Origin of the sequence: Pseudomonas sp. P116 (genome assembly GCF_020149425.1) — a bacterium.
Lineage (GTDB): Bacteria > Pseudomonadota > Gammaproteobacteria > Pseudomonadales > Pseudomonadaceae > Aquipseudomonas > Aquipseudomonas anatoliensis.
Window position 1 is genome coordinate 565,062 of record NZ_JACVHB010000005.1, and the last position, 12,939, is coordinate 578,000.

At 54.9% G+C, this 12,939-nt stretch carries 16 protein-coding genes and 1 tRNA gene; 8 read left to right on the forward strand and 9 right to left on the reverse strand.

Going from position 1 to position 12,939, the window contains the following annotated elements; genetic code table 11:
* Positions 1-9 precede the first annotated feature (9 nt).
* From ICA15_RS19900 to ICA15_RS19930, 7 genes are all read left to right on the forward strand, one after another.
* A complete protein-coding gene (locus tag ICA15_RS19900; protein ID WP_138726237.1) occupies positions 10-333 on the forward strand; it encodes a hypothetical protein in 324 nt (107 codons plus the stop codon).
* A 93-nt stretch (positions 334-426) separates the two neighbouring features.
* Positions 427-1,155 (forward strand): hypothetical protein, encoded by a 729-nt coding sequence (locus tag ICA15_RS19905; RefSeq protein ID WP_073453924.1) that lies wholly within the window; start codon positions 427-429, stop codon positions 1,153-1,155.
* A 171-nt stretch (positions 1,156-1,326) separates the two neighbouring features.
* On the forward strand, positions 1,327-1,950 hold the full coding sequence (locus ICA15_RS19910) for a recombinase family protein (protein ID WP_210554416.1): 624 nt from the start codon (positions 1,327-1,329) through the stop codon (positions 1,948-1,950).
* Between the two features lie 291 nt (positions 1,951-2,241).
* Positions 2,242-2,679 carry a hypothetical protein gene (locus ICA15_RS19915; protein WP_210554417.1) on the forward strand — a complete coding sequence of 146 codons (438 nt, stop codon included), beginning with the start codon at positions 2,242-2,244 and terminating at the stop codon, positions 2,677-2,679.
* Position 2,680: 1 nt separating this feature from the next.
* Positions 2,681-3,337, forward strand: coding sequence for a helix-turn-helix domain-containing protein (locus ICA15_RS19920; protein WP_210554418.1), 657 nt, complete (start codon positions 2,681-2,683; stop codon positions 3,335-3,337).
* 110 nt (positions 3,338-3,447) lie between these two features.
* Positions 3,448-4,461 carry a hypothetical protein gene (locus ICA15_RS19925; RefSeq protein WP_210554419.1) on the forward strand — a complete coding sequence of 338 codons (1,014 nt, stop codon included), beginning with the start codon at positions 3,448-3,450 and terminating at the stop codon, positions 4,459-4,461.
* An 86-nt stretch (positions 4,462-4,547) separates the two neighbouring features.
* Positions 4,548-4,850, forward strand: a complete 303-nt coding sequence (locus ICA15_RS19930) for a hypothetical protein (RefSeq protein ID WP_210554420.1) — start codon at positions 4,548-4,550, stop codon at positions 4,848-4,850.
* 138 nt (positions 4,851-4,988) lie between these two features.
* Here the strand turns inward: ICA15_RS19930 and mscL are convergent, their stop codons facing one another.
* From mscL to ICA15_RS19950, 4 genes are all read right to left on the reverse strand, one after another.
* Complete coding sequence (mscL, locus tag ICA15_RS19935; protein ID WP_210554421.1) at positions 4,989-5,402, reverse strand: large-conductance mechanosensitive channel protein MscL; 414 nt, start codon at positions 5,400-5,402, stop codon at positions 4,989-4,991.
* A gap of 359 nt (positions 5,403-5,761) precedes the next feature.
* Positions 5,762-6,112, reverse strand: coding sequence for a hypothetical protein (locus ICA15_RS19940; protein WP_318010477.1), 351 nt, complete (start codon positions 6,110-6,112; stop codon positions 5,762-5,764).
* A 263-nt stretch (positions 6,113-6,375) separates the two neighbouring features.
* The gene (locus ICA15_RS19945; RefSeq protein WP_224450896.1) at positions 6,376-6,711 is read right to left on the reverse strand and encodes a hypothetical protein; all 336 of its coding nucleotides are present in this window, start codon (positions 6,709-6,711) and stop codon (positions 6,376-6,378) included.
* Between the two features lie 144 nt (positions 6,712-6,855).
* The gene (locus ICA15_RS19950) at positions 6,856-10,317 is read right to left on the reverse strand and encodes a class I SAM-dependent DNA methyltransferase (RefSeq protein WP_210554422.1); all 3,462 of its coding nucleotides are present in this window, start codon (positions 10,315-10,317) and stop codon (positions 6,856-6,858) included.
* A 285-nt stretch (positions 10,318-10,602) separates the two neighbouring features.
* Here ICA15_RS19950 and ICA15_RS19955 point away from each other — a divergent pair.
* Positions 10,603-10,679 (forward strand) — tRNA-Arg (locus tag ICA15_RS19955).
* Between the two features lie 66 nt (positions 10,680-10,745).
* Here ICA15_RS19955 and ICA15_RS19960 read toward each other — a convergent pair.
* The 5 genes from ICA15_RS19960 to ICA15_RS19980 all read right to left on the reverse strand — a co-directional run bounded on the left by ICA15_RS19960 (position 10,746) and on the right by ICA15_RS19980 (position 12,928).
* On the reverse strand, positions 10,746-11,063 hold the full coding sequence (locus ICA15_RS19960; protein ID WP_210554423.1) for a type II toxin-antitoxin system RelE/ParE family toxin: 318 nt from the start codon (positions 11,061-11,063) through the stop codon (positions 10,746-10,748).
* Positions 11,060-11,359 (reverse strand): type II toxin-antitoxin system Phd/YefM family antitoxin, encoded by a 300-nt coding sequence (locus tag ICA15_RS19965; protein ID WP_210554424.1) that lies wholly within the window; start codon positions 11,357-11,359, stop codon positions 11,060-11,062. The genes ICA15_RS19960 and ICA15_RS19965 overlap by 4 nt, the downstream gene beginning before the upstream one ends.
* Before the next feature lie 107 nt (positions 11,360-11,466).
* The gene (locus tag ICA15_RS19970) at positions 11,467-11,739 is read right to left on the reverse strand and encodes a hypothetical protein (protein ID WP_150618398.1); all 273 of its coding nucleotides are present in this window, start codon (positions 11,737-11,739) and stop codon (positions 11,467-11,469) included.
* 20 nt (positions 11,740-11,759) lie between these two features.
* Entirely contained in the window at positions 11,760-12,350 is a 591-nt protein-coding gene (locus tag ICA15_RS19975) for a hypothetical protein (protein WP_210554425.1), read from the reverse strand.
* Complete coding sequence (locus tag ICA15_RS19980) at positions 12,347-12,928, reverse strand: RNA polymerase sigma factor (protein ID WP_215731455.1); 582 nt, start codon at positions 12,926-12,928, stop codon at positions 12,347-12,349. Before ICA15_RS19980 ends, ICA15_RS19975 begins: the two co-directional genes overlap by 4 nt.
* Between the last annotated feature and the right edge of the window lie 11 nt (positions 12,929-12,939).

Below are 12,939 nucleotides of genomic sequence, written 5' to 3' on the forward strand. Positions count from 1 at the left end.
GTGCAGGAAATGAAAAATGTTTATATGGCAGCCACATTCATGCTTTTTATTGGCGTGATGAATACTGCAAATGCAGGTTGTGTGGGCCCTACTGTCATGGGCAATTGCGCATCTGGGACAGAAATTAAAGGCTATGGTTCGAGCAATGACTCCTATCAAGGATCATCAGGCCAAAGCTATAGCTATGATTTAAGTAATCCGGCCGATAGTAATCGATACAGTATTGATATTGACGCTCAAAAACGGGATCAACAAAACTCTAATAGTATCAATACCTATTATGACCAATCGAATGGTCAATATGGGGGCGGCTATGAAGATGATGATAATTAATTAGATTGTTTAACGTGAGTAGACGGCCCGGATTTGGGTTTATTCCCCCCAAGGACGGCAGTATCGTCAACATGTTTGAAAAGGTGTCAGTGCATGGGTTCAGGTCAGTTCGGCTGGGATGATGACGATGATGGCATGCCCGATGCGGCCTTCACCGAGGACGAGCTGGATGCAGGCGTGCAGCACATCATGCGCACGGGCAATCCCAACGCGACCTCCTCAGGCCGTAGCAAGTCTTTGTCCTGGACGGCCGACGAAAGGGGCGGCGAGAGCACTCAACAATCTGGCAATAGGTTGTCTTCATCCAGCGGAGCTTCCCTGCGTTTCGAGACCTTTGCTCAGGCTCGGGCTTGGGCCCAGGCCAACCCTGGCGGGGCGTTTAAGCGCGCAACTGATGGCCGAGGCTTTGAAATAAAACCCACGCCGCATAGCAGAAGCGTCAATCTCAAGCAGCCCGAAGTCGGCTCGAACTGGGATCGGTCGACTGAGATCAAGAGCATGGCGCCGCACTTGCACGACGTCCTGGCTAATTCTGCCGGCAGTTACCGCAGCATCTCTATGCGGCCCTTCTACCGCAGCACTTGGGAGGCTGAGTTGGGTCGATTGAGTACAGCCAAACTCAGGCGCTTGCGGCTGCTAGTTTCCGTTCATCTTGAAGAAAGCCGTATGTATTTGCGCGATATTTATGACCAAACTCGGCGCTCTCACCGCATGAAAGCCGGCCACTACGGTGAGGAACTTCACGAGCGGACAAACGAGATCATGGAAGGAGCACTTGAGGACATTGACAAGTGCCTTGTCGCAAACCGTTCCGGAGACTAGGCGCGAGATCTGATTTGGGCCGGTAAATAGTCCTCAGACCACTATCAAAACAGTAGACAGGTTTGATAGTGCGGCGACCACTCGTCGCCGCCTATCAAATAACTATTCCTGATAGCTATCTGATCGAATTATCATAGGTCTATTAAATACTAGTCCAAAGGATAGACCCCAATGAACGCCCACCTTTACCTCCGCGCATCGACCAAGGATCAGGACGCTAACCGAGCGAAGGTAACGTTGGAAACCTTCGCGGTCGAGAAGGGCCTGAAGATCGCGGGCATCTATGCGGAGAATATCAGCGGGACCAAGCTTGATCGCCCTCAGTTGCTCGCCATGCTTGAAGCCGCAGCACCCGGAGACATTTGTCTCTGTGAATCCGTGGACAGGCTCACTCGACTTTCACAATCCGACTGGAAGTCGTTGAAAGCCACGATTGAAGCGAAGGGACTGCGACTGGTCATTGCCGATCTGCCAACCAGCCACCTGCTGGTGCAGGATACCGGTATTACCGGCCAAATCATGGAAGTGGTCAACGGCATGCTGATTGACCTGATGGCGACCATGGCCCGCCTCGATCAAGAAAAACGTGTGGAGCGCATCCGGCAAGGTATCCAAAACAAGCAAGCCGCTGAACCTGACTGGAAGCCCACTGGCAAGAGTAAAGACGCAAGCAAGTGGACCAAGGTGCAAAGCATCCTCGCCAAACATCCGCAGGCTACCACTGACGAGGTCGCCAAGATGGCCGAATGTGGAGTTGCTACTGTCTACCGCATCAAGCGCGCGCTGAACACCTGATCAGTCTGCAAGGCTCCCTAGCCCGCCTAGTGCGGGCTTTGTGCTTCCTGGCAGGTATCCGCGCCCTCGAACGCCTTTTTTGGTGTGGCGTCGTCAGCATGGGTTTCACACCAAGAGACAAGATCTAAAAAACGCTTGCAAGCGCTTGACATTTATGAATTAAACGCTAGACGCTAAACACTCCACGGCATATGCTCAACCTACTGCTCATAGAAGCAGATCAACCATTAAACAGACGAGAGACTCAACTCATGAACCTTTATCAACACACCAAACCAAGGATACGACCCAATGAGTACTATCGAAGAAAACGCTCGTGACTTTCTCCGGAATCCAATCAACTCCTACCGTCGTTTAGCTCAACACCTGAACAACAGCAATCCGAGAACTGACGGCGTTCGCTGGACGAAAGACTCCGCCTATCATCTCTGCCGCAAAAATGGCATTACCTCGCCTAGGCCATGCAGGAACCAACCCGCTGCGAGCATCACGCAACGCAGCCACACTCGCCAAGCCATCGCTGAGGCGCTGACAGACGCCCTCAGAGCGTCCGGCACCCTACTAGTCTCACTTGCCCCTTTCCAAATCAACGACATCGCCCGCTTGTCCGGCTTTCCGCTTGCCACTGTTACCGGCAACTGGGACCGACTCGAACGCGAGTTGCTTGCCTTAGCTAAGCTGCCGCCAAAGCCGACTGTGCTCCACATCTTCGATGGCGAGGAGGTGTGAGATGCCCGGTAAAAAGACAACTCCAGATCAAAGCACTCAGGTAGTCATCCTTCGCGAAGCTGGCTACGCGCTACCAGCGATTGCGAGTCGACTTGATCTCAGCATCAGCACGGTGCAACGCATTATCAAGACGAACAAAGTTGTAGCTGGCGCCGGGACGCAGGCTCTCATCGAGAAAGCCAGGGAGGAGCTGCTCATGTCAGCTTTTTCATTGGAAGCTGTACAGCAGACAGTAGCGACGCTGGTGATGGATGAACTGGCGCTGAGTCACCAGATCAGAACAAAGCTCGCAAACGCCTTGGAAGCCCTAGACCCGACTGATCCAATTGCGTTCAGAGGACTTGCCGCTGCATCAACAACGCTCAAGCTAACGCAGGACGTGACCAGGCGCTCTCTTCCTATCGAGAAGCTGAATCAGGCTCAGGATATCGAGGAGCTTCCGACGCTTCAAATTCACATCATGACCGAGCTGGACGTGGCGGAGATGCGGGCAAAGCAGCGGCTAGAGGACGCGGAGATCAATGGAGATGCTCAAGGCACTCAAGATGAGTTGGAAACCCTGCGATGGATGGAGAGTAGACGCCTAGCGCAACTAGATCAGACGGATCAAGACGACATTGTCTGTGAGGAGGGTGACTCACTCATGACCGGAACTTGACCGGCCATTCGTCAAACCCCTAGAAACTAGTGTAAGTATCGAACACCCTGGCGCCTCTGCCGGGATGACCATTTTGAAAATCGTCCTCGATGAGAGGCTAAGAGCCCACCATGATAACGGACCGCGAAACCGGACCAGCATCCTCTCAAGAGCGCGAGCGCCTCTCACGCGAGCTCTCAGACAGCCCTGAGCAGCTCAAGGAATTGAGCCGCCCAATCGGGGGCATTCTTCATACCGATCGTCATTCTGACAAAGCGGCGCATTTCGTCGAGTCAAAGCAAAAAGCCGTAAAGACTCGACCTATTAAAACGCTCTCAACGGCAGTAACTGCGGTGCATGCGAAGGAATTCGCTATGCACAAGAGAAGTACCTTATCTAACAAGACTCCTCATATCCCTGGATCAAAGATGAGAGCTAAGACTCTCCTTGATCAACCTCTTCCTACTGAGACCAAGCTGAAGCCATGGAAACAGGAGGACGAGTTTACAAAGCTAGCCGCAGCAGCAACCCCCTTGTATTGGATGGCAGAGAAAAAGGGCTGGGAACTGAAGACCTTTACTCTCATCCTCAGCAAAAAGCTCAGCGACCGCCTGGACGATGGAGACACCACCACCTTGCCATACATCCGGGATCAACTGACACGACTCATTCCGGAAGCAGTGGGTGCTGGCGCAGAGTTATTGTATGGTGTCGAAAAAGCTCCGGGGGCCTTGGCTGATGAATCCAGCCGGGGCCGCTGGCACCTTCATGGTCTGATCATTGGGCCAGTGGGATTTTCTGCTCAAGGGAAGACCCCCCTTCGTCGAGCTCTCCAGGCTATCAAAGGAGAGGCCGACGCCGACCTCATGTTCCAGACACCTGGAGCGAAGATTGGACGAGACACAAGGTCGTCAGCCATGGGCTGGTGCTTCTATGCTGTCAAAAATGGTTTGTCTGTGCAGTTCAATCCGGGATTGACTGGCGCTTATGACCTTCCACGAGGAAAACAGACCTTCATCTCTGCTCAATTGAGGCGTGAAGCAAAACGCTGGTATTCGGGAATGATGGCTGGACTAACTGTGCCGGAACTCATTCGAGCTGCCCCCGAAGGCCTCTACAAGCCCGCAGAAGCTTATATACCGTAATCGGCTCAGCAGCCCACCGACTGGGCTACCTATCTTGTAGCGAGTGGTTTTTACGCAGTCTGTTACTTACTGGAAAAGGATAGCCAATGCCAATGCCATTGCCCCACAGTTATCGAACACAGAAAGATTTTGAGGCGTTGCGCCAGGTAAATCCGGACCTCGCTGAATTCGCGGCGGCGATCAGTGATGCCTTGGATGGCGAGAGGGTGTATGCCCCCGACGTCGTCCAACAAATGATCTATTGGTTGTGTCGCCGCGTGCAACAAAATCCGCAGATCGGCGGGCCACCTTTGTTGGCCCAATTGAAACGCTGGTATCTGGACGGCGCACTGAGCCAGACGGCATTCAGTATCTTGACGATGCATGCGACGGCCCTGATCCATGCTTAAGGGCATTCAAGAGCAGTCGCTGCGAGTCCTACTGAAGAAGGAGGCGGGGCGCGAAACCGGGTTGTGTGTAAACAGCGGTGCAGAACTACTGGTAAAAAAGGCACCCTGAAGGCACCGTTTTTTGTTTCGCTAGTAACTTCAGGGCCGATTGCTCTGGGACTTGAGCAGATCACGGATCTCGCCCAGCAGCACTTCTTCCTTGGTCGGAACCGGCGGCAGGGTGGGGGCAACGGCCTCTTCGCGTTTCAAGCGGTTGATGACTTTGACGGCCATGAAGATCGCAAACGCGACGATGATGAAGTCGATCAGGCTCTGGATAAATTTACCGTAAGCCAGCAGCACCGCCGGAATGTCCCCGTTGGCTGCCTTGAGCGTAATGGCCAGGTCGCTGAAATCCACTCCACCGAGCATCAGGCCGATTGGCGGCATGATCACATCACCGACAAACGACGAGACGATCTTGCCGAAAGCGGCGCCGATGATGATACCGACAGCCAAGTCGACCACGTTGCCTTTGACCGCGAAGGCCTTGAACTCACTTATCACGCCCATAGGTTGTTTCCTTCTTACAGATGAGGTTGGTGAATGCAGTGTAAGTCAGCAAAATGCATCTTGCTCCAGCTCACACAAAACAAGCGAAGGCGTTCTATGAGGGCATTGGCGCTTAGCTCAATGCCTGACAGTGCCCCGCCAGCATTAATAATGCTTGTGACCACAACAGGGAGAGAGTGTTATGAGGCGATTCGGGTTTGGCTGCGCTCCTAGAGCCGCTATAGCAACCGCTGCGGCCAATGCCGAGCTCTCTCCCGAACAACTGCTTTGAAAGCGCCAGCAAGCTCTCAGGGCTATCCTGGCCATTGCCTCTGGCGCGACGTGCTGTCCGCTGGCGCTGCTTGTCATAGTGTCCAGCGCTAACGTTCAAGCAACCAGAATCTCAGTCGCTGTTGAAGCGCCGACTCGAAAACCACATTGAGGTTCTCGGCGTCGCCAGTACCCAGCACGCCTGCTGTCTCCAAGCCCAGGACAAAGCCTTCGGCTATCGCACCTGCCTTCACCGCAACAATCATGGAATCAGCCCGGCTGATCTGCGCCAGTAACCGGCCACCATTGCACCTCGTTGTCGCATCCAGTGCTGGATCTTTCATAATTGCCATTCTGCCCATGAGCGATATCGCGATAGACCAGCCAGGATGTAAGCAGTTCGAAAAATCACCACTTATCAGCACCAACGGCAGAAACGCCACAAATTCAATGACTGACATGGCTACTCGGCGTTGCGCCTTTCGCACTCGTCTTCAGCTTCTGTACGGGTCGGATAGGTAGGCTTCAATCGCCGCTTGTCTTGATTGTCATAGATATCAAAACCGACCGGAACTGTCGTGGAGTAAAAGCGAGCCCCATTGCGAACCGATCCCGTTTCGACGGGGATCGCATGAACAACAGCGTATCTCGTTCCCATTTCGGCGTCCTTGTGCTGAGTAAATCTAACTGATACCGGCATCTAGCCACTATTTCAATCCCTCGTTTACGAAACAATCCCGTGCAGGGACTGCGAGGTACCGAAGCGTCCAGTGATTCCACTTTGTGTGATTACGCCGGTAGCGAGCGCTCTTGCCCTGTCGACACCCAGGACCAAAGCATCCTCCATCGTCATAGAGTCGAGGGCTGGGTAGAATTCTTCAAACTGCAAGCGACCTTCTTTTGTGTAAACACCAATAAATAGCTGTGTTTTGGCTTTCCTCGACAGACGGACTTGCACGTCAATCTGAGTACAGTCGCTCAGCATTTCATCATGTGCCCGGCTATGAAGTCGGCAATCAGCCCAAGCCCAGTATTCCCCGCCCCGATGTCTCATTGCCATCTCCAGCGGACAATAGAGCCAGCGTAGCTCATCATTCGCCGACGTTGCTCACCAGATCGAACAGGCGGCGAATATCGCACCCTACCTGTTCGTCATGATTCCGCCCACTCAGCTTTTTTCCAGCTTCAGCAAACGACGCAAAGCTTAGCTGGCAAGGCGGTAGTGATCATCCTGCTGATAGACCATTCCCAATTCCTCCAAGGCTGCCAGCGCTTCAAGGATGAGCGGGGAGGTTTTCTTGGGCTCCTTGAAGTTACCGGCGATGGCTTCTGCTGTCATAGCGTCGATGCTCAACGCGCTGCGCACAGCCGCAATCTGTTCACGCATACCCTTCGGCCAAGCGGCCTTCTTCGCCTTGGCAGCAAGTGGCGTGGAGCCTTCAATCTCTGTTTCCAGCTTGGCCTCCGTCTGTTCCGGCACAGCTTTGGCGTTGGGGTTCTGATAATCAGGACGCAACCAGCGTATCTGGCCACGGGCCTCCTCTGAGGCGCGCTGAGCGTTGAGCTCAACTAAACGACGCAGCAGTTCTTCCTCCGCTTCGGCCTGCGCCTCGGGCTTGTCAGGCAGTGGGGTGGTGGCACCGGGTAGTCCGACAAGTTTTCCGCCAAGATCATCCCAGCCATAAGCAGCGAATACGGCACGGTCGAGGTCGTCATGCCGCTCGCATAGCATGGAGACCAAACCCTGAGTGTTGATCACTTTTTCCTTGGCATTCAACTCTTCGTCGGCACGTAGTTTCTCCAGCACGTTGTACATGCCAGTTAGAGTCAAATCGGGAAACTGCACCTGCTGACGCTTACGGTGGGCGTCAAGCTTTTCGGCAAGTTCGCGGATGTCGGAATGTTGCTCTGGTGTGGCATCCGGGAAGGGGAAGGTTTCGAAGCAGGTCGTTTTCACATAAACCGAATCATTGCCAACCCCCAACCGACTCCCGGCCACTAAAGCCCACGCCGTATGAAGACGGCTTGAGAGCACCCCAAGAGTGAAGGCATCACTGATGGCAATGCTGGCGAGCTTGTTGTCCGGCAGGACATCAATATCAAGAAATTGAAAGATCCGATGCTTCATCGTTTCAACGGTGGCGATATAGCGCGGCAGGCAATCGACCATTTGCCGCAACTCCTTACGGGCTTCGCCAAATAACCACCAGTTATCTCTATAGGTTGCACGATTGTTCTGATCGCGTTCGGGCTTTACCCGCTCAAGTACATGCTGATAGACCGCAGGAAAGCGATCACGCACGTCAGCCGCGCTCAAACCGAACAAGTCGATCACCCTCACACCGCGTGGCGATTGGGTTAAATCACGGCCATTGCGATAGGCGCGGATATGTTGTTCTAGCCCATCGACAACCCCAAAGCCTAGCTGTGTAGCTTGTTCCGACGTCACGATAAAGCCCGCACCATGCAGCTTCACGCCAGGCGAGCTGATATTTAAATTGGCTTGCAGCGGTTTTGCTGCCACGACATTCGCGCCGGTTTTTAAGTCAGCAAAAAGTCGACCTTGCTGCTCCTGTAGCCTGACTTCAATCTCATCCTGGTCGCCGCTGATCTCATCGCGAACCTGGAGCAGACGCCCCTCGTGCTCGCCTGCGGCACCCACCGTCATGGCAATTCGCACCTGCGCTCCATCGCCAGCATCTACCCACGGGTGGTCAGGTATAGCAAAGGTCAATGACAGTGGGTTTTTGGCTTCTAACTGCGCCTGTAGAACGCGCCGATTGAAGGTTTGCTTAATGCTATTGGTCGTAATGAAGCCGAAACGCCGTGCCTCTCCGGCGCGCACCGTTTCGGCAGCGATATACCACCAATGCATGACGAAATCTCCCGACTCGGGAACCTCAGGCCAAGTACTGCGCACAGCATCTACATAGCCGTCGCCCAAGGCCCGTCGCATTGTCGAGGCACCGATAAACGGTGGATTGCCGACGATGTAATCGGCCTGTGGCCACTCAGCCTTACGCGGATTGATATAACGGTATTGATCGACCTGAACGGATTCGTCTGGAATTGACTCCCCGGTAATCGGGCTGATCTTGTAGGTCAGACCATCCCAACGAGTATCGGGCTTGCCGGACTCGTCAGTGATCAACTCCACTGCGTCGTAAGTGATCAGTGCGTCACGGTGCTCAATATTGTGGAAGTCGCGCAACACGGGCTCAGGCGGGTTGACCTTGCCGTAGGTGCGGAAGTGCCATTGCAGATAGCCGATCCACAACACCATTTCTGCGATCTTGGCAGCGCGGGGGTTGATCTCCATGCCGAGGAACTGGTGAGGATCGACCGTTAGCCCCTCCAGCTCGAAGGAACCCGACTTCACAATACTGCCGAGCACCTCTAAAACCTCACCTTCCAGTCGCTTCATGTGCTCCAGAGTGACGTACAGGAAGTTGCCACTGCCACAGGCCGGGTCAAGTACACGAGTCTGGCAGAGCTGATGGTGAAATTTGCGGATCTCGGCAACGGCCTCTTTAGTTTTCCGCTGTTGCTTATAGGTCAGTGCGGCGGCCTGGACTTCCCCCCATTCGGCGCGCAATGGCTCGATAATAGTGGGCAGTACCAGACGTTCAACGTAAGCACGGGGGGTATAGTGCGCACCCAGCTTGTGTCGTTCGCGGGGGTTCAGGGCACGCTCCAGCAAAGTGCCGAAAATAGCTGGTTCAACATAGCGCCAGTCAGCCTTGGCCGCGCCAGCTAAAAGGTTGAGTTGATCCACATTCAGCTCGATGACCTGAGCATCCGCGAACAACCCACCATTGAACTGCAATACATCCGTATCCAGTGCTGGCGCAAAACCACCGGTATTCATGGTTTGCCAAAGACTTCTCAGCTGTCTGCAAAACGACTCCGGCCTGGCCTTCAGGCGCTCCAGGAGCTCGGTGAAGCCTCGATCCGGCAGCAACCCCACATCTTCTGAGAACATGGTGAACAAGCAGCGCATGAGAAAGCTGGCGACTTGCTCAGCGGGATGGCCGCTGTCTTCGAGAGACTTGGCCAGTTTTGCCAGTTGGTCCGCGATAACGCGGGTGATCTTGCCCGCATAGCGAGTGGGATCAAGGTTCTGTGGATCAAGCCAGACTCGTTTTAGAAGTTCGCGAGTCTCAGCATCGCGCAGCTTCTCCAGAGGAATCTTGTGATTTCGCGAGTCAGGGTAGGCGACATAGTTGCCTCCAGAGCGGCTGAACTCTGAATAGAGGGCGAGGGACTTGCCAACATCAGCAACGATGATAAACGGCGGGCGGCCTTCTTCAACAGGCAGTGAGCGGGCGTAGTTCTCAGCCTGTTTCAGCGCTTTGGTGATGGCGGCATCCCAGCCGTCGCTGTGGGTTTGCTTGCCGGTGTCCTTGCCTTCGAGGATGAAACAGCCGCGCTTGTAGAGGTCGAGCGCTCGGGTAGTTTTCCCACCGTCTGCGAAAAGCTCGGTCACGGAGCGCTCGAAGATGTATGCGTTGTCGCTACGCTTCGCCGTCGCCGGTTCAGGCTGTGGCAAATCCAGCAAGGTGCAGAGCTCGGTGATGAACATCTGTAAGTTGGCTCGTTCATTACCTCCACGGCTCATACCACCGCCCCAACGCTCGATGTATGCCTCTACCTTTTGCTCAATCACGCCAGCTCTCCCTCACAGCGACAAATGGCGCGATTCTAATGGAAAACGACAGAATGACGGCACATTGTTGCCGGGAGAAATTGTCTCAACGCAACGCTGCGATAAGCGATAAATCCGCTGCACCAGATCAATGAGTGACTTGCTGTAGTTGGAAAGGGCAGAATGAGGTGAACGTGAGAGACATCAACCAGCCCCACCAAGGTGTGACACTGCCCTAGAATCGAGCTTCAAGATCCCCGCAACTGGACGCCCCCCCCCCGACATGGGTATTATGGCGCCCGCATTGCACCAGTAGCTCAGCTGGATAGAGTACTGCCCTCCGAAGGCAGGGGTCGTGGGTTCGAATCCCGCCTGGTGCACCATGAATAGAAATGAAAAAGCCCCGGACTGTGATGGTCCGGGGCTTTTTTGTGGGCGACTGTTTTTAACTATTGAGGCTGGCGATCCAGGTTATCGGAATCAAACAGTCGAGCAATGTCGCGCGCACTATGCAGAACCCGCTCTACCTGAACATAGCTCTCTATAAGTGAGTAAAAAATCAGGTATCGACCGTGGGCGATCATTTTCAGCCCTTTGGCAGCTTCATCTCGGGATATTCCTTGATTCGGCTGGCTGAGCAACTGATCACAACGAACACGTAACTCACCAACGAAGCTCCGAGCCCGTCCGGGATTGTCACGAGCGATGTAGCGGGTAATCTGCTGAAGATCCTCACGGGCGAGTGCGGAAAATAACAGCCGACTCATACACGATTCTGCTCAGACTCTACGTCATCAATCAGCGCATCGAGCTCGGCAAAAACAGTGTCTGAAGCTACCGCCGGACGATGGTCATTACGACTTGCGGCAATCGCCTCGCGCAATTCAGCGGCTCGCAAGCGATCCAGCAGTTCCTGATACGTCGCGTGAGCCAACAAATAGGCGGCGGGACGATTATGGTTGAGAACGGCGATAGGCTCCGACCCGGCCTGCTCGATCACAGTGCTGGGGCTGCGTTTCAATTCGGTGATACTTACCGAGCGGTTAGCGAGCAACTGCTCCATAGAGCCTCCAAAGGTACATAAAAATGTACTTTATAGTGCTCTTTTTTTGAGATCAGGGTCAACGAGCAGCTTGGTTACTTATAAAGTGTAAGTCTGGCGAACCGGCACTACTCCGTCGTCCAATCAAACTCATCGTAATCCTCATCCTCCTCGTCTTCCCCTTCAACCTCCTCCTCAAAAACGTCCTCTTCCTCAAGCACATCCTCTTCCTGCTGACTCAGCAGAAATTCCTTACGCGCTTCGGTAATCGCGCGCCGCATCTCTTCGCCCTTTTGTGGGCAATTGAGGAGTTGGGCGATACGGTCGATTTTTGGTGCCACGGTGTTCTCCAGCGCTTCAGCTATGGCCCGATAGTGCGCGTTTTTGCGGGGCAATGCCAAATGGCTGGGTGAACAGGCGGTCAGTTCTTCTGGATTTGTTTGAGCCGGGCGTCGAGGTCGGCGTTTGGGTAGCGTTTGTGAAGGTTGTTGAACAGGCTGTCGGCGGCTTGTGCTTGGCCGGATTCGCGCAGGCGCAGGACTTCGCGCAGTTGTTCGTCGAGGCCGTTGGCCGGGGCGGCGGCGCGTTTGCTGACTTTGGCTTCGTCGGCCTGGATCGATTCGCTTTGCATCGGCGCAGCCATTTCTGCCATCGGCGCGGGTGCGGACATGGCGCCTGCCGGGGCGCTCAATGCTTCGGGCGCTTGTTTACGGGCAAGGGGCGCGGCGGGTTTGGCGGCGGGCGCAAAGTCGAATTGCGGCTGTGGCTCGGGCGCGCGTTGTACCAGCGACAGCATCAGGGCCACGCCGACGAGGCTGGCGAATGCGACTTGCCAGCGCGGTTTGCGGCAGGCGTCGAGCCAGCGTTGCCACAGGCTTGGCTTAACCGTCGGGCCTTCGCGCAGGGCAGCATTGAGGATGAACGCATCAAGGTGCGTTGGCGGTTCAGCGTTGTGCTGTTCGCGCACATGTTTAATGACCGGATCTTCGGGTGTCTGGCGGGCGTCGTTCATGTCAGTACCTCCTCGGCCAGCAGCCGACGCAGTTTGTGCTGGGCGTAGCGCAAGCGGCTTTTGACGGTTTCCAGCGGTGTTTCGGTGAGGCTGGCGATTTGCGCCAGGTCGAGGTCGCCGTGGGCGCGCAGCAGGAACACTTCGCGTTGATCGGCGGGCAGGCTTTGCAGTGCCGTTTCCAGGCGCTGGCTGTCGCGGCTGAGGCTCAGCAATTGTTCGGGATCGGCCGCTTCGTCGCTGACAGCGTGCGTCTGCTCATCGTAACTGTCGTGCAGCGGTTGCCGGGCGCCATGTTTGCGCCAATGGTCGATCAGACGGTTACGGGCAATCTGGAACAGCCATGTACGAAATATCGCTCGACCTTGTGGCTGACTGGCGCTGCGGATCAGGCTCAGCCAGGTTTCCTGAAAGACTTCGTCGGCCAGTTCCGCTTTGCCACTCAAGCCGAGCAGAAACCGATACAAACTCTGACGATGACGGGCGTACAAGATCTCGAACGCCGCGCCGTCGCCCTCGCGATAACGCGCCAGCAGCGTTTCATCGCTGCTGGTGGCTGTGCTGTCTGGCGTAGCAAACAGCTGAGTGATGA

What these genes read in the sequence shown, in the direction of transcription:
- ICA15_RS19905 (WP_073453924.1), top strand. Translation starts at nt 427, where the DNA reads ATGGGTTCAGGTCAGTTCGGCTGGGATGATGACGATGATGGCATGCCC.
- ICA15_RS19900 (WP_138726237.1), top strand. Translation starts at nt 10, where the DNA reads ATGAAAAATGTTTATATGGCAGCCACATTCATGCTTTTTATTGGCGTG.
- ICA15_RS19920 (WP_210554418.1), top strand. Translation starts at nt 2,681, where the DNA reads ATGCCCGGTAAAAAGACAACTCCAGATCAAAGCACTCAGGTAGTCATC.
- mscL (WP_210554421.1), bottom strand. Translation starts at nt 5,402, where the DNA reads ATGGGCGTGATAAGTGAGTTCAAGGCCTTCGCGGTCAAAGGCAACGTG.
- ICA15_RS19915 (WP_210554417.1), top strand. Translation starts at nt 2,242, where the DNA reads ATGAGTACTATCGAAGAAAACGCTCGTGACTTTCTCCGGAATCCAATC.
- ICA15_RS19925 (WP_210554419.1), top strand. Translation starts at nt 3,448, where the DNA reads ATGATAACGGACCGCGAAACCGGACCAGCATCCTCTCAAGAGCGCGAG.
- ICA15_RS19930 (WP_210554420.1), top strand. Translation starts at nt 4,548, where the DNA reads ATGCCAATGCCATTGCCCCACAGTTATCGAACACAGAAAGATTTTGAG.
- ICA15_RS19975 (WP_210554425.1), bottom strand. Translation starts at nt 12,350, where the DNA reads ATGAACGACGCCCGCCAGACACCCGAAGATCCGGTCATTAAACATGTG.
- ICA15_RS19940 (WP_318010477.1), bottom strand. Translation starts at nt 6,112, where the DNA reads ATGTCAGTCATTGAATTTGTGGCGTTTCTGCCGTTGGTGCTGATAAGT.
- ICA15_RS19910 (WP_210554416.1), top strand. Translation starts at nt 1,327, where the DNA reads ATGAACGCCCACCTTTACCTCCGCGCATCGACCAAGGATCAGGACGCT.
- ICA15_RS19960 (WP_210554423.1), bottom strand. Translation starts at nt 11,063, where the DNA reads ATGAGTCGGCTGTTATTTTCCGCACTCGCCCGTGAGGATCTTCAGCAG.
- ICA15_RS19965 (WP_210554424.1), bottom strand. Translation starts at nt 11,359, where the DNA reads ATGGAGCAGTTGCTCGCTAACCGCTCGGTAAGTATCACCGAATTGAAA.
- ICA15_RS19945 (WP_224450896.1), bottom strand. Translation starts at nt 6,711, where the DNA reads ATGGCAATGAGACATCGGGGCGGGGAATACTGGGCTTGGGCTGATTGC.